This is a genomic window from Dyella sp., from assembly GCF_035277725.1.
GTDB lineage: Bacteria > Pseudomonadota > Gammaproteobacteria > Xanthomonadales > Rhodanobacteraceae > Dyella_B.
Window position 1 is genome coordinate 26,511 of the sequence record NZ_DATEJY010000065.1, and the last position, 14,713, is coordinate 41,223.

Genomic DNA, 14,713 nt, shown 5'->3' on the forward strand with positions numbered 1-14,713 from the left:
GTTAGAAAAACTCACCGCACGTGCGCGACCTGCCCTCCCTCAACGCCTTGCGCGCCTTCGAGGCCACCGCCCGCCTGGGCAGCGTCGGCCGTGCGGCCGAGGAGTTGCACGTCACCCACGGCGCCATCAGCCGGCAGCTTCGCGTGCTGGAAGAAGCCCTGGACAAACCCCTGTTTGTTCGCCAGGGGCGCGGCGTGGCGCTCACGGCCATTGGCGAGGAACTGCGCGACCGCGTCAGCAGCGCATTCGAGCAACTGCGGGATGGCTGGGCCGATCTGCAGCGCGTCCGCAGCGATGCGCCCTTCGTGCTCGGCTGCGCAGGCAGCCTGCTCGCCCGCTGGGTGATTCCTCGTTTGGAACGGCTGGAACGCGACCTGCCGATGCTGCGGCTGCACCTGTCACCCGAAGAAGATCCGCTCGCCCCCAGGCATGCCGAACCCGATGCCGCACTGGCGGTGGCAGCACCCCCGTGGCCGGTCGGCTGGCAAGTGCACGTGCTGGCGCCGGAGCGCATCGGCCCCGTAGTCAGCCCCCGCCATGCAAGTCTCGAGCGCCTGCTGGAACAAGGCACGTCCGCGCTGAGCCACGAAGCCCTGCTGCACACTAGCTCACGTCCGCAAGCGTGGCCGGCCTGGGCGCGGGCGACCGGCATAGCGTTCGAGTCCCTGCATTACGGGCAGGGATTCACGCACCTGTTCTATCTGCTGGAGGCTGCCGTTGCCGGACTTGGCATCGCCATCGCGCCGGCGCAGCTGGTGCAGGACGATATCGATGCAGGGCGTTTGTTTGCGCCATGGGGATTCAAGCAAACGGATGCGAGCTGGATTCTGGCGACACCGGGACGCCGAAGTGATCGTCGGGTCGATGCGCTGGCAACGTGGATGCGCCATGCACTAAGCGCGTGACGTAGGCTGGGATGAAATCCCAGCATGATCATGCGTGGCGATGCTGGGGTTCGCACCCCAGCCTACGATTTCATCCCAGCGGTCATGCCGCGGCGCGAACCGCCGCGATGAACGCGCGCATCTTGCCGTGATCCTTGATGCCCGGCGCCGATTCGATGCCGCTGGATACATCTACCGCCCATGGTCGCGCCATACGGATCGCCGCAGCCACGTTTTCAGCTGTCAGACCACCAGCCAGCAAGAGCGGTTGTTTCAGATCGCGCGGCATCAGCGACCAGTCGAATAATTTGCCGCTACCGCCGGGTTCGCCAAGGCCATGGCCATCGAGCAGCAGACCGGCGGCATGCGGATGATCGCGCAGCTGATACAGCGCGGCGGCGCCCTCGCCCATCGCGATGGCCTTCAAGTACGGTTGACCGAATTGCCTGCACCATTCGTCGATCTCGTTGCCGTGGAACTGCAGCATCGAGGGACGCACGGTGTCGATGATTTCCTGCACGAAGTTTGCTTCGTCATCCATGCACAACGCCACGGTGGTGACGAACGGCGGCATCGCCTCGACGATGGCGCGCGCCTGCTGCATCGATACCTGCCGCTTGCTATGCGAGGTAAGCACTACGCCGATCGCATCGGCGCCGAGTTCGGCGGCGAGCAAGGCATCCTCGACGCGGGTCATGCCGCAACATTTGATGCGCGTCATTCGCTCACCTCCTCAGGTAGACCCCAATGCTTTTCGTAGCGCGGGCCAATAAAGGTTAGTCCCGAAGCGGCCGCCGTAGGACCGGCCACTTCACGGTTTCGCCCCGCCAATAGCTCCGCGATCCATTCGGGTGCTTGTTCGCCGCGTCCCACCATCAACAGCGAGCCGACGATGTTGCGCACCATGTGATGCAGGAACGCGTTCGCTTCAACGTCCACGATCACCTGCTCGCCCTCGCGATGCACGCGCAGGTATTTCACTTCGCGGCGGGCATGCGCGGCCTGGCACGAGATGGCGCGGAACGCGGAGAAATCGTGCTCGCCGATCAGGGCTTGCGCCGCAGCATGCATGCGTTCGGCATCCAGCGGATGGCGCTCCCAGGCAACGTAGCGTGCATCCAGCGCCGGTCGAATGGCGCGATTGAGCAAGGTATAGCGATAGCGCCGGCTGCGCGCGGAAAAGCGTGCGTGGAAATCATCGGGCATCACCTGGGCCCACAGCACGGCCACACTCGCTGGAAGATTCGAGCAGCCGCCGAGCACCCAACCCCGCAAGTCGCGCTGTGCGCTGGTGTCGAAATGCACCACTTGGCAACGGCCGTGCACGCCGGCGTCAGTACGGCCGGCACAAGTCACGTCGATGGTTTCGGCCGCGACGAACGAAAGCGCCCGCTCCAGGCTCGCCTGCACGCTGGCGCCATGGCTCAACCGTTGCCAGCCGAAGAAATCGGTGCCGTCGTATTCGATGCCCAGGGCGATGCGCATGCGTGACCGTGCAGATCAAAACTCAAGAAGTGGATAAGAGTAACAGGTGCCGAAAATGCATCGGGCCGGCATGGCCGGCCCGAGCAGGTGCGTTAGCGATGAAACCGAATCAGCTGATCTTGTCGAGCAACTGCTTGGCCACTTCCCTCTGCATCTGGCTGCCTTCGTGCATGACTTCTTCCAGCATGGCGCGGGCACCATCCGGATCGCCCATGTCGAGATAGGCGCGCGCCAGGTCAAGCTTGGTATCGACCGGATCGTCGTGCAGCTCGCCAAAGTTGTCGTGGTCGGTGTGCTCCGCGTGCTCGGTATGTGTTTGCGGTGCATCCAGCGGCTCGTCGAACTTCCAGGTGGAAATCGGCTCTTCCTCTTCGGCCTCTTTCACGGCGGCGGCAGGCGCGGGAGCCGGAGCGGCAGCGCGGCTGAGCGCTTCCGGATGATGCGGCGTCAGGTCGAAATCGAAATGGTATTCGCTGACCTTGGAAGGCTGTGCTGCAGGGCTCCTGGCCGGCGACGGGGCAACCGGTTCCGACGCGGGCGAGTTGCTGTAGCTGTCCAGATCGAAATGATGGGCCGGCTCGCGCATGGTGGTGGCATCGGCGCCCGGTTCGGCAAACAGCGGATGGCCCGGCGCCAGATCGCGCCCCATGTGCACCACGTCCTGCCACTCGGGCTGGTCGGGATCGGTGATATGCGCGTGCATGGCTTCGGCAGCGGCTTCGAAATGCTCGACGTCGCGACGCGTGTAGTACAGGCTGACCAGTTCCAGATGCAGGCCGATGTCGTCGGGCTGCTCGGCCAGCTGGTCGAGCAGTTCGTCCTGATCCGGATCAGAGCCGGCGTGGGCTTCGCCCTCATCCGCCGTACCGAAGCGATCAGCCAGCGAGCCGCCCTTGACCGGTGCCGTACTCTTCGGCGGCTTGGCACCGGACTTACCGCGACGCGAAAGCAGCAGCCCCACCAGGCCAAGTACCACTACCGCGGCGCCTGCAGCCCAGGCCCAGGTTTCCATGTACCAGGGTTGTTCTTCCGGCGCCGGTGTCGGCACGTGATGCGGCTGGGCCACCGGCTTGGGCTTGGCCGGCGCATTGAGCGGCGTGGTCACCACGTTGTGCGGCGCCGACGCTGCAGCGGCCGGCTTGGGCGCACTGGCTGCCGTCGCCATGGCCGGAGCCGGAGCCGGAGCCGGCGCGGCGACCGGAGCGACCGTCTTGCTGGCAACTTCTGGCGCCGGAGCCGGCGCGGGTGCCGGGGTGGCGGCCGGCGCAGCAGGCTTGCCTGCGGCCTTGCGTGCGTCGGCCAACTGCTTCTGCAGATCGGCGATTTCGTTGTCTTTCAGCGACAGCAGACGCTGGTTCTTGCCGTTGATGTCTTCCAGGTCTTTCAGGCGCGACTTCAGCTCGCTGCTCTGCTGTTGCAGGGAGGCGAGCGTTTCCTGGCTGCGCTGCAATTCCTGGCGCACGGCGGCATTGGCGCCGCCCTTGCCGTTCGTGCCACCAGCGGCCTGGCCTTCGCTACCCGGCGGTACCAGCGCCAGGCGATCGGCGTTGCTGTTGGCGGTCGGGGCCACCGTGGCGTTTTCGCGCGTGCCACCGGCGGCAACGGCCACCGGCGTGGTGGTGCCGTTGCGCCAATCGGCGTTCTGTTGACGCACCGTCGCCGCGGCAGCGGCCACGGCGGTGGCGACCGCGTCATCGCGCGAAGGCACGCGCAGGATGGCGCCGGCCTTCAGGGCGTTGATGTTGTCGCGGTAGAAGGCATCCGGATTGGCGGACTTCAGCGCCAGCATCATCTGGTTGGTGTCGACGCCGGTGGGCGCGACCTCGGCCGCGATATGCGACAGCGTGGCGCCCTTCTCCACCGGGCCGAACTGGCCGTTCTTCACTTCCGGCGCAGCCCCGGCGGCATTGCGCGCCGGCACGCTCGACCGGCGCGACGGCGCAGCGGCGGTTTCGTTGCTGCTGGATGCACTGCTCGCCGGCGCGCGACGGCGCGAAGGAGCGCTGCTGGCCGCCTGCGTCACCTTGGTCGGCGGATCGAGCAGGATTGCGAACTCGCGTACGTTGCTGCCGGTGCTGCTGTTCACTTCCACCAGCAGGTCGAGGTAGGGATCGTCGACGGGGCTGCTGCTGGTGACGCGGATCACCTTGTGGCCGTTGTCATCCACCACGCTGAATTGCAGGGGGATGGCCGGGCGCTGGCTGCCAGCCTTGACGAAGGCGTCGTTCGGGGCCAGTTCGGCGCTCAGGCTTTGCAGCTCCGCCGGAGTGCCATGGGTAACGGGTATCTCGACCAGCAAGGGTTGGCCCAATGCCGATTTGATATGGGCCTGCCCCAGCTCCACGGCTGCCGCCTGAGTGCTGCCGAGCGCAAGCGCCAGCAGTATCGACAGCTTCAACGAACGATTCATCGCTTGGCTCCCCCGAGACACCCCGGACGCTTTATTGAAAAGACACCGCAGCTTGCGGCGCCTTCCTCTTGGAAGGCGTCACTTTAGTTAGATAAACGTCAATCAACAATACCAGATTTACCCGCCGAACCTGTTTCACGGCGATTTTTTCCGCCGGGCGTGACGGCCATCAATGACCGGTGGCCGGCGCCTTGGCGTTGTTTTGGACCGCCTTGAGCTGCTTGCGCAGCTCGGCGATGGTGCGGTCCTGCTGCTGCAACCGCTCCGCCGCCTGCTGGCTGGCGGATTCCTGCTGGCTTACATCCTCCTGCAAATGCTGCACTTCGGCCTGGTGCTGGACCACGCGTTGGTTGACCTTCTCAGTCTGGCGAGCGGTGTCGGCAGACGTTTGAGCAAAAAGAGTCGAAGCCAGCAGGCAACCCAGCAAAACCAGACCAAAGCGTTGCATTACAGATAATCCTCAATCAGCAATTCCGCGATCTGCACCGCGTTGAGCGCGGCGCCTTTGCGAATGTTGTCGGAGACGACCCACATGTCCAACCCGCGATCGTGCGAGATGTCTTCACGGATGCGGCCGACGTACACCGGATCCTGGCCGGCCGCATCGCCTACTGGCGTGGGATAGCCGCCGGGCTTGCGCTCGTCCTGCACGACCACGCCAGGCGCCTGCTCCAGCAACTCGCGCGCCTGCTCGGCGGTGATCTTGTCGCGTGTTTCGATGTGCACGGCTTCGGAGTGTCCATAGAACACCGGCACGCGCACCGCGGTGGGGTTCACCTGGATGGATTCGTCTTCCAGAATCTTGCGCGTCTCCCACACCATCTTCATTTCTTCCTTGGTGTAGCCATTGGCCTGGAAGTCGTCGATGTGCGGAATCACGTTGAACGCGATCTGCTTGGGGAACTTGGACTTTTCCACGTCCTGGAAATTGAGCAACGCGGCGGTCTGTTTGCCCAGCTCTTCCATGCCCGAGCGGCCCGCGCCGGACACCGACTGGTACGTCGCCACGTTGATGCGCTCGATGCCCACCGCGCGATGGATCGGTGCCAGCGCCACCAGCATCTGCATGGTGGAGCAGTTCGGATTGGCGATGATACCGCGCGTGGTGTACTGCGCGATGGCGTGCGGATTGACTTCGCTCACCACCAGCGGGATGTCGTCCTGATAGCGGTACTCGGATGTGTTGTCGATCACCACCGCACCGGCTGCCGCCGCGCGCGGCGCGTGCGCACGGCTCACTGAGCCACCGGCCGAGAAGAAGGCGATGTCCACGCCTTTGAAGTCGTAGTCATCCAGGTTCTGCACGGTGATCTGTTTGCCGCCGAACGCCACTTTGCTGCCGGCCGAACGCGCGCTTGCCAGCGGCACCAGCTCGCTGACCGGGAATTCGCGCTCAGCCAGGATGCTCAGCAGGGTTTCGCCGACGGCGCCCGTGGCGCCCACCATCGCTACCTTGTAGCTACTCTTCTTGCTCATCTCGTTAGGTCACTTGTCGTATGGAATTGCCTGGATTGAAAGATCACCGCGTTGGCTAAACCCGATCTGGGAATCTAGCCGGCACAGTGCGCGAACGGCACGGCACAGCACTGCTGACGTGAGGTGTATCACGTTTTCGCCTCATGCTTTCCCCGTGCGTCCGGGTTGAGCAATGAAGGAGGATGTCCTGCATCGGGTCCATGACCCAGTGCAGCCAGCAGATTATCGGCCGCCAGTTGCGCCATCGCGCGGCGCGTATCGGCGCTGGCGCTGGCGATATGCGGGCTGAGCACGGCGTTGTCGAGTTCGCGCAAGGCAGGATGCACGGCAGGTTCGCCTTCGAAGACGTCAAGCCCTGCCGCTGCGAGTCGGCCTTCGCGCAAGGCAGCGGCCAGCGCGGCGTCATCGACGATGCCGCCGCGGGCGATATTCACCAGCACGGCGGTGGGCTTCATCAGTGCGAGTTCGGATGCGCCGATCGCGTGATGGTTCTGCGCGTTGTACGGCAGCACCAGCATCAGATGGTCGGCCCGCTTGAGCAGATCGTTTTTTTCCACCCAGGTAGCGCGGCATGCGTGTTCCGTATCTGCCGGCAAGCGCGAACGGTTGTGATAGAGCACCGGCATACCGAAACCCTGGGCACGCCGCGCAATCGCCTGACCAATGCGGCCCATGCCGAGGATGCCCAGCGTCTTGCCGTAGACGTCCAAACCCAGCCAGTCGTCGAAGCGCATGCCGCCGCGCCAGTGGCCCGCACGCAGCCAACGCTCCGCGCTGCTGACGCGCCGTGCTGCAGCGAGCAGCAGCGCCCACGCATAGTCGGCGGTGGTTTCGTTGAGCACGTCTGGCGTGTTGGTAGCCAGAATGCCGGCCGCGGTCAGCGCGGGCACATCGAGATTGTTGTAGCCCACGGCAAGGTTGGCGATCACGCGCAAGCGGCGGTTGCCGGCGATCACATCGGCGTCGATGCGGTCGCTCAAACCCATGAGGGCGCCATCGACGTCCGCAAGCTTTTCGCGCAATTCAGCCGCCGAATGCTTGCGCTCGCTGGTCTCCGCTCGCACGTCCACGTACTGGGCCAGATGGTCCAGTACTTCCGGAAAGAGCGGGCGGGAAACCCAGACGTTGTGTTGCTTGCTCATCGTATTTCTTTATAGCCGTGGAACCTGAAGATTCGGCTTCCACGTAGGCTGGGATGACAATCCCAGCATTTTTAAGCCCCTTGCAGCAGGGATTGCGTTCGATCAAGAAATGCGCGGTTTTATCTCGCCCACATCGCCACACTGCGCACGATGGCGCAAGGCGTGATCCATCAGCACCAGCGCCATCATGGCCTCCGCAATCGGCGTGGCGCGTATGCCGACGCAGGGATCGTGACGCCCCTTGGTGACCACGTCGACCGGCTCACCGGCCAGGTTCACGCTATGGCCGGGAATCAGAATGCTCGAGGTGGGCTTGAGCGCGATCGAGGCACATACCGCCTGCCCCGTGCTGATGCCACCGAGAATGCCACCGGCATGGTTGGACGTAAAGCCGTCCATATGCATTTCGTCGCGATGCTGGCTGCCGCGCTGCGTTACCGCGGCAAAACCGTCGCCGATCTCCACGCCCTTTACGGCATTGATCGACATCAGCGCGGAAGCAAGGTCACCATCAAGCTTGCCGTAGATCGGCTCGCCCCAGCCTGGCGGCACGCCGTCGGCTTCGACATTGACGCGCGCGCCGACCGAGTCGCCGGACTTGCGCAGCGCGTCCATGTATTTCTCCAGTTCCGGCACCTGCGCTTCGTGCGGCCAGAAGAACGGATTCTGCTCAACCGCATCCCAGTCGAAGCCTTGCGGAACGACGTCACCCAACTGTGCCAGGTAGCCGCGCACGCGCACGCCATAGCGCTCGGCCAGCCACTTCTTGGCGATCACCGCCGCCGCCACGCGCATGGTGGTCTCGCGCGCGGACGAACGGCCGCCGCCGCGGGGATCGCGGATGCCGTATTTCTGCCAATAGGTGTAATCGGCATGACCCGGGCGGAAGGTTTGCGCGATATCGCCGTAATCCTTGCTGCGCTGGTCGGTATTGCGGATCAATAGAGCGATCGGCGTGCCGGTGGTGCGGCCCTCATAGACGCCGGAAAGAATCTCCACCTCATCCGCTTCCTTGCGCTGCGAGGTATGCCGGCTGCGGCCGGTGGCGCGGCGATCGAGGTCGGTGCGAAATTCCTCCGGCGCAATCGCCAGGCCAGGCGGACAACCGTCGATGACGCAGCCAATGGCCGGTCCGTGGCTTTCGCCGAAAGTGGTGACGGTAAAGAGCTTGCCGGTGGAATTGCTGGACACGTAGGGAACCGAAATGGCGGTGGGACTGACCTGGCCTCAGCCGGGGCGGTCTTGCATCTTGCCATGGGTGGAGGCCATGCGCTTATGAATCGTCGGCGCATGAGGCCACGCACACCGCCGCGTAGGCTGGGATGAAATCCCAGCATCGGGATTTGCAAAGAAAGCTGGGATTTCATCCCAGCCTACGGAGCTAACCGCGATTGCGCTCCAGCGCCGCCGCACGGATGGCATCGGCATGCTCGACCAGATCGCGCCGCTCCAGCGCAAACACGCCCATTTGCCCGACCTTGAACTCGATCCACACGAACGGCACGTCCGGCAGCAAGGCGACCAGGGCTTGCTCGCTCTCGCCGACCTCGACGATCAATAGCCCTTCTTCGGTAAGGTGATCGGCGGCTTCGTCGAGAATGCGCAGGCAGGCATCGAGGCCATCTTCGCCAGAGGTAAGGCCCAGCTTGGGCTCATGGCTGTATTCGCCCGGCAGCGCGGCGTATTCGTCTTCGGTGACGTACGGCGGGTTGGACACGATCAGGTCGTACTTGCGGCCCTGCACGCCCGCAAACAGATCCGAGCGGACCACCTCGACACGCTCGCCCACATGGACCAAGCCCACGTTTTCGCGCGCCAGGGACAGCGCGTCATCGCTGATATCCACCACGTCCACCTGCCAGTGCGGGTTGTAGGCCGCCATGGCGATGCCGATGCAGCCCGAACCGGTGCACAAGTCCAGCGCGCGCTCCACGTGCCGACCATCCAGCCACGGCGTAAAGCCGGACTCGATCAACTCGGCGATGGGCGAACGCGGCACCAGGGCACGGCGATCGCTCTTGAACTTGATGCCCGCGAACCAGGTTTCGCCAACCAGGTAAGCCACCGGCAGGCGTTCGCTGATGCGGCGTTCGATCAGCTGCAGCACGCGTACGCGCTCTTCCTCGGTGAGCTTGCCGGCGCCGTAGGCCGGCGGAATGTCCGGCGGCAGATGCAGGCTGGCCAGCACCAGGTGGGTGGCTTCGTCGATCGGGTTGTCGTGACTGTGCCCGAAGGTGAGACCCGCTGCGGAAAAGCGGCTGGCGCCGTAGCGAATGAAGTCGATGATCGATGCGAGTTCGGCAGTCACGTGGGCACGGTCCGGCTTAGGGGTCGTGAAGTATAGCGACTCAAGGTCACGCGGCTCATGCAAGCCCATGGGATGGCCTCCCCGGCGTCGTCAAGAATCGCCCCCGATTCCTTATACTTGCCGGATGACTTTCAAGGTATTCCTGCAATACATCCTTCCCCATCGGGCGTTGTCACGCGTGGTCTACTGGGCCACACGCTGGACCTTTGCGCCGTGGAAGAACTTTTTGATCGGCAAGATCGTGCACAGCTATCAGGTCGACATGACCGAAGCCGCCCAACCCGATCCGTTTGCCTATTCTCATTTCAATGCGTTCTTCACGCGCAAATTGCGCCCCGATGCCCGCCGGGCAGATGCGGCTCCCGGCGCCCTGATTTCGCCTGCCGATGGCCGCATCAGCCAAGCGGGCCCCATTGACGACGGACGCATATTTCAGGCCAAAGGCCAGAGCTACACCGCCGCCGAACTGCTTGGCGACGAAGCAGCGGCCGCGCCCTATCGCAACGGCCGCTTCATCACCATCTATCTGTCGCCGCGCGACTATCACCGCGTGCACATGCCATTGCGCGGCAAGTTGAAGGAAACCGTGCATATCCCGGGGCGCATCTTCAGCGTGGCACCATTTGCCGTGGATGCAATTCCCCGCCTGTTTGCGCGCAACGAACGACTGGTGTGTCACTTCGAAGGCGCGCATGGCCCGTTCGCCGTGGTGATGGTAGGCGCGATCCTGGTGTCGTCGGTAGCCACCGTGTGGGATGGCCTGGTGATCCCGCCGTATGCACCGTCGATTCGCCGCAAATCCTTCGAAGCACAGCACATCGAGCTGGATCGCTTCGCCGAGATGGCGCGCTTCAACATGGGCTCGACCGTGATCGTGCTGCTACCGGACGGCGTGGGCGAGCTGGATCCCCTTGCCGCGCAGCAAGTGATCAAGGTTGGCCAGCGATTAGGTGATATGCATCACACTTGAAGCGCAAGACAAGTCGTGATGACAAGCACGACTTGCCGCGTTTTGACATTTGTCGTCATTTTGTGACGTTTTCGGCGCCTAGCGTCGACATGGATGGCTATCCTCTTGCCCAATCCGCGCACCTGTGCGGACCTGTCCAACGAGGGGTCACATGCAGATTGTCACCCGCCTGATCGCGATGATTCGCGCCCGGCAGTTGCAGCGTCAGTTCCGGCACATCGAACGCAGCATCTCCACCTTGCCTCAACGCACCCGCGCCCGCCTGGGCGTCATGACGCTGCGTGAAATCGGCCAAGCTTCCCGTTGCGAGTTTCCGCATCTGTACAGCACCTCGCCCGACCAGCGCTACAAGCCGTGGGGCCAGGGCACCGACATCGGCTTCAGCCGCGCCCAATCCGACAATCCCGAAGTCGCCTTGCGCGGCATCGCGCTGTGGCTGGCCGTGGCGTATCACGAAACCAAGGATTCGTCGTACAGCAGCCTGCAACCGCAACATCGCCAGTTTTTGCGCGTGCTGCGCGAATTGCGCGACGCCACTGGCGAACAGCCGGACACCATGGCGCAGTGGATGCGCTCAGGCGCGGCAGCCTGAGCTTCTCTTGATGGTTTGAAAGCCGGCTGCGCTCATGCAACGCCGGCGCGGCGCACTGCGCCGCATGACAGGGGCGAGCGACGAGTAGCGAGGGCGTCACAGCCTTTGCTCCCGCCGCGGAATTGAAACGGTGACTGACGAGGCGAGACACGGATGCTCCAGGCGGCGTCCGTTTCAAGCAACCTCGCTACTCGTCTCTCGGCCTTGAGATGGATATTACCTCCATGGTCGTCATTCCCGCGAAAGCGGAAATGACGACCATGAGGTTACGAATTACATGCATTCGATCAGCGGCAACTGGGCAATTTCAACACCTGCCCTGCCTTCACGTGATTGAACTTGAGGTTGTTCATGCGCGCGACCTCGGTCTCGCTGCTGCAACTGCCATGCTTGCGCACGATCGTCCCCAGCGTGTCGCCGCGGCGCACCGTGTAGCGCACCACCGGATCGGTTGCAGCGGGCGGATTGGGGAACACCGGCACCACCGCGTTATGCAGGTCGCTGGCGAGGATCGGCCATGGGCCATCGACGCAGCGCGCCGCATAGACCTTCTCCAGCGACTTGGGTATCTGCAGCACCGCACCCACCGGCTGCTCCTGCTGCGGATCGAGGCGCGGATTGAGATTGCGCAAGGTGCGGAACCAGCCATCCGGCATGTCGTTGGCCGAACCCAGGCATACGGTGAGTTCCGAAATCGACGCGCTGCGCTTGAGCGTGATGCTGCCCTGCTGGCCATCCACACGCGGGAAGCGCAGGTTGTAGCTATCCGGATGCAGGAACAGCCAGGCAGCCGCCAGCACCGCTGGCACGTAGTCGCGCGTTTCCTGCGATACCTGCGCATAGATGCGCGGATCGTAGAAACTCACCGCGGTGTCGTCGCCGACCAGGCGGCGCATGCGCCCTTCGCCACCGTTATAGGCCGCCAGCGTCAGCTCCAGATTGTCGTTGAAGGCTTTCAACTGCTCGTTGACGTATTCGGCATTCGCGCGCGCCGATTCGGCTGGGTCGAAACGCGTGTCGAAGCCATCCTGCTCAGTCAGCCCGAAACGCAGGCCGGTGGCGTACATGAATTGCAGCGGGCCGGCCGCGCCGGAACGCGAGACCGCATGCACCTTGCCGCCGGATTCCTTGGCCATGATGCCGAACAGCAAAGCCTCCGGCAGACCTTCGCTCTGGTATTGCGGCCACATCTCGTGACGCAGGAACTGATAGTTGACGTACGCATCCATCAGATTGCCGCGCCACTGCGTCAGCCACATTTCCAGCGCGGCCTTCACCGGGCCGTTCATGGCGATCAGTTCGGAAAGCTGATGCCCGCGCAACAACGTGACGCTGCGTTGCGCCTCCGGCAGGCTGCCGGCACCGGCTTCACCGGCGAGGGGCGCCAACGGCGGGCCGCTGGTTTCTTCGTCCGGGGTCTGGTCGCCGATAAAGCTGCCATCCTTCAAGCGCAACAGGTGATCGAACACCGAAAAGAAGCGCTGCGAGTCGCAACCCGGTGTGCCGCCGCAGCGCGCGGCGGCATCGCGCAACTGGTCGAGCGAGGTGTCCAGCGTCTTTTGCGCTCCCTGCGTGTCGCCTGCGCGAATCTGCTGCAAGGCGGTTTCGTAGCTGCTGCTGGCCTGATCAAGCTGGCCGTATAAGGCGATGACGGTCGCGGATGGCGGCTTGGGCGTTACGCTGCCTTGAGTGGCTGCGCAGGCTGCCAGTTGCATCAGGGCTGCCACTGAGAAAACCAGGCGCAACGAACGTAGGGTGGAACGATAAGGCATGCGAGTTATACCGGGTACTGAAGAGCGCAGCCTAAGCCCGGCTGCGCGGGCAGACTCAAAACACGTTCTTGTCGATGTCGCGCGGTCTTTATTCGATACCGCGCGGCTACACCGCTAAAATCGGGCCCCAGTCTTTGGAGGCTTTCATGCCAGACATTTGCGATAAACGCAACAATTGTTTGCGGAAAACGCGCTTTACCTACAACGGACATCGCTTGACCGCGGGCAGACGCGGTCTGCGTTGTTCGCTCGTACTTAATGATCTGGAAACTTCGGGCGTTGTATCACCATGACTCGCTGGCGTCCCCCTGCCCCCCGCTCCACCGCGATCATTACCCGCGAGGGCTTCGAAAAGCTCAAGAGCGAACTCGATCACCTGTGGCATACCCTGCGCCCGGAAGTGGTGAAAGCACTTGCCGCCGCCGCGGCCGAAGGCGATCGCTCGGAAAACGCCGAGTACACCTACCGCAAGAAGCAACTCGGCGAAATCGACCGCCGCGTGCGCTACCTCAGCAAGCGCATTCCTTCCCTGAAAGTGGCCGAAGGCGCGCCCGCCGACCGTGAAACCGTGTTCTTCGGCGCGATCATCGAATTGGAAAACACCGATAACGGCGAGACGGCGCGCTACCGCATCGTCGGTCCGGACGAGACCGATGCCAAGCGCGGCTGGATCAGTATCGATTCACCGCTGGCGCGCGCGGTGTTGAAGAAGAAGCTGGATGACGAGTTCGAAGCGGAGTTGCCGGCAGGCCGCACGCGATTCGCAGTCATCGCGGTGGAATACGACGTGTAGGTTGGGGCGCGAACCCCAACGTTCCGCTCCGTACAGTCATGGCGATGTTGGGGTTAGCACCCCAACCTACGCGAGGCGAAGCGGTGCGGGATAGTGCCGACCTTCTCGCAACGGCTGGTAACACGCTGCATGGCGATGAAAGGCTTCCTCCGCATTGCCTGGATGCCAACCTGGAATACCCGACAGCGGCAACGGCCGCAGCTCCAGCGGATCGCGCAACCAGCGCGCTTCAGCGATGGCCCGCGCACAACAGGCAAGCGCCTCTGAGCTGTCCGCCTCCTGCCCTGCCATCACCACCAGCGCCTTGCCCACCAGCAGCTTGCCCGGCGTCAATGCATGCTCCAGCAAGGCATGACCAAACAGCTCCACCGCCACCAGGCCTTCCACCCATGCCGAACGTCGGCGCCAAAACAGGGCGTACCAATCGTGTCGATCCCAGAGTTCCAGCAACCCGGGATCTTTCACGGTCACGATGACACCAGCTTCGTCGAAATGCGTCTGCGCGCATTGCGGACGCGAACGTTCGCGCCGGCCGACCTGCGCGATCTCAGCCATCTGCTGGCGGTTGAGCGCGCGCTTCAGTTGCGGGTAACGCAACCAGATCATCGCGTTGAACAGGTCATGCCAGTTCGCCTCGCGCGTGGCGATCAAGCCACGCGTCGCGATGCGTTCCTCATAATGCAGCCCGTCTTCAAGCAATTCGCGCGTCTGCGCGACAAATCGCTCCGGTGCATGCAACGACCAGCGCGCATTGAGCTCGTCGATCGACGGCCAGCGCGCTCCCTGCAGCCAATCGGCGAATTCACCCCATTGCTTCAATGGCGCATGCGTGAAGACGACCGGATCGACCACCTCTCGCGCTGGCGCAACGTAACGCACGG

The 14,713-nt window shown here is 63.6% G+C and carries 14 protein-coding genes; 4 read left to right on the forward strand and 10 right to left on the reverse strand.

The genetic code is table 11. The features are described from left to right. Nucleotides 1-20: 20 nt before the first annotated feature. Nucleotides 21-905 carry a LysR family transcriptional regulator gene (locus VJR68_RS06105; RefSeq protein WP_324146753.1) on the forward strand — a complete coding sequence of 295 codons (885 nt, stop codon included), beginning with the start codon at nt 21-23 and terminating at the stop codon, nt 903-905. Nucleotides 906-987: 82 nt separating this feature from the next. Here the strand turns inward: VJR68_RS06105 and VJR68_RS06110 are convergent, their stop codons facing one another. The 8 genes from VJR68_RS06110 to prmB form a co-directional block, all read right to left on the reverse strand. Then, the gene (locus VJR68_RS06110; RefSeq protein WP_324146754.1) at nt 988-1,605 is read right to left on the reverse strand and encodes a phosphoribosylanthranilate isomerase; all 618 of its coding nucleotides are present in this window, start codon (nt 1,603-1,605) and stop codon (nt 988-990) included. Further along, nucleotides 1,602-2,369 (reverse strand): tRNA pseudouridine(38-40) synthase TruA, encoded by a 768-nt coding sequence (truA, locus tag VJR68_RS06115; protein ID WP_324146756.1) that lies wholly within the window; start codon nt 2,367-2,369, stop codon nt 1,602-1,604. Before truA ends, VJR68_RS06110 begins: the two co-directional genes overlap by 4 nt. A 109-nt stretch (nt 2,370-2,478) precedes the next feature. Beyond that, nucleotides 2,479-4,779 carry a FimV/HubP family polar landmark protein gene (locus tag VJR68_RS06120; protein WP_324146758.1) on the reverse strand — a complete coding sequence of 767 codons (2,301 nt, stop codon included), beginning with the start codon at nt 4,777-4,779 and terminating at the stop codon, nt 2,479-2,481. Nucleotides 4,780-4,948: 169 nt separating this feature from the next. Then, nucleotides 4,949-5,227: a hypothetical protein gene (locus VJR68_RS06125; protein WP_324146759.1), complete on the reverse strand. Its 279-nt coding sequence runs from the start codon at nt 5,225-5,227 to the stop codon at nt 4,949-4,951. Further along, complete coding sequence (locus VJR68_RS06130; RefSeq protein ID WP_324146761.1) at nt 5,227-6,255, reverse strand: aspartate-semialdehyde dehydrogenase; 1,029 nt, start codon at nt 6,253-6,255, stop codon at nt 5,227-5,229. Before VJR68_RS06130 ends, VJR68_RS06125 begins: the two co-directional genes overlap by 1 nt. Nucleotides 6,256-6,383: 128 nt before the next feature. After that, nucleotides 6,384-7,397 carry a D-glycerate dehydrogenase gene (locus tag VJR68_RS06135; RefSeq protein WP_324146762.1) on the reverse strand — a complete coding sequence of 338 codons (1,014 nt, stop codon included), beginning with the start codon at nt 7,395-7,397 and terminating at the stop codon, nt 6,384-6,386. Nucleotides 7,398-7,499: 102 nt separating this feature from the next. Beyond that, nucleotides 7,500-8,588, reverse strand: coding sequence for a chorismate synthase (gene aroC / locus VJR68_RS06140; protein WP_324146763.1), 1,089 nt, complete (start codon nt 8,586-8,588; stop codon nt 7,500-7,502). A 190-nt stretch (nt 8,589-8,778) separates the two neighbouring features. Next, the gene (prmB, locus tag VJR68_RS06145) at nt 8,779-9,705 is read right to left on the reverse strand and encodes a 50S ribosomal protein L3 N(5)-glutamine methyltransferase (RefSeq protein ID WP_324146764.1); all 927 of its coding nucleotides are present in this window, start codon (nt 9,703-9,705) and stop codon (nt 8,779-8,781) included. Between the two features lie 124 nt (nt 9,706-9,829). Between prmB and asd the strand changes: the two genes are divergently transcribed. Together asd and VJR68_RS06155 are read left to right on the forward strand one after the other, a co-directional pair. After that, entirely contained in the window at nt 9,830-10,675 is an 846-nt protein-coding gene (asd, locus tag VJR68_RS06150; RefSeq protein WP_324146766.1) for an archaetidylserine decarboxylase, read from the forward strand. A 151-nt stretch (nt 10,676-10,826) separates the two neighbouring features. Next, nucleotides 10,827-11,267, forward strand: coding sequence for a hypothetical protein (locus VJR68_RS06155; RefSeq protein ID WP_324146768.1), 441 nt, complete (start codon nt 10,827-10,829; stop codon nt 11,265-11,267). Nucleotides 11,268-11,554: 287 nt separating this feature from the next. On the opposite strand, the gene VJR68_RS06160 is transcribed toward VJR68_RS06155, so the two are convergent. Continuing rightward, nucleotides 11,555-13,039: a transglycosylase SLT domain-containing protein gene (locus VJR68_RS06160; RefSeq protein ID WP_324146770.1), complete on the reverse strand. Its 1,485-nt coding sequence runs from the start codon at nt 13,037-13,039 to the stop codon at nt 11,555-11,557. A gap of 289 nt (nt 13,040-13,328) precedes the next feature. On the opposite strand from VJR68_RS06160, the gene greB reads away from it, so the two are divergent. Then, nucleotides 13,329-13,832 (forward strand): transcription elongation factor GreB, encoded by a 504-nt coding sequence (gene greB / locus VJR68_RS06165; RefSeq protein ID WP_324146772.1) that lies wholly within the window; start codon nt 13,329-13,331, stop codon nt 13,830-13,832. Nucleotides 13,833-13,898: 66 nt separating this feature from the next. On the opposite strand, the gene VJR68_RS06170 is transcribed toward greB, so the two are convergent. Further along, the gene (locus VJR68_RS06170; protein ID WP_324146774.1) at nt 13,899-14,711 is read right to left on the reverse strand and encodes a DUF3025 domain-containing protein; all 813 of its coding nucleotides are present in this window, start codon (nt 14,709-14,711) and stop codon (nt 13,899-13,901) included. Nucleotides 14,712-14,713: the final 2 nt, after the last annotated feature.

Bases quoted from the DNA above. Each gene is read 5' to 3' on its own strand.
- VJR68_RS06110 (WP_324146754.1), bottom strand. From the start codon at position 1,605: ATGACGCGCATCAAATGTTGCGGCATGACCCGCGTCGAGGATGCCTTG.
- truA (WP_324146756.1), bottom strand. From the start codon at position 2,369: ATGCGCATCGCCCTGGGCATCGAATACGACGGCACCGATTTCTTCGGC.
- VJR68_RS06120 (WP_324146758.1), bottom strand. From the start codon at position 4,779: ATGAATCGTTCGTTGAAGCTGTCGATACTGCTGGCGCTTGCGCTCGGC.
- VJR68_RS06125 (WP_324146759.1), bottom strand. From the start codon at position 5,227: ATGCAACGCTTTGGTCTGGTTTTGCTGGGTTGCCTGCTGGCTTCGACT.
- VJR68_RS06130 (WP_324146761.1), bottom strand. From the start codon at position 6,255: ATGAGCAAGAAGAGTAGCTACAAGGTAGCGATGGTGGGCGCCACGGGC.
- VJR68_RS06135 (WP_324146762.1), bottom strand. From the start codon at position 7,397: ATGAGCAAGCAACACAACGTCTGGGTTTCCCGCCCGCTCTTTCCGGAA.
- asd (WP_324146766.1), top strand. From the start codon at position 9,830: ATGACTTTCAAGGTATTCCTGCAATACATCCTTCCCCATCGGGCGTTG.
- VJR68_RS06155 (WP_324146768.1), top strand. From the start codon at position 10,827: ATGCAGATTGTCACCCGCCTGATCGCGATGATTCGCGCCCGGCAGTTG.
- VJR68_RS06160 (WP_324146770.1), bottom strand. From the start codon at position 13,039: ATGCCTTATCGTTCCACCCTACGTTCGTTGCGCCTGGTTTTCTCAGTG.
- greB (WP_324146772.1), top strand. From the start codon at position 13,329: ATGACTCGCTGGCGTCCCCCTGCCCCCCGCTCCACCGCGATCATTACC.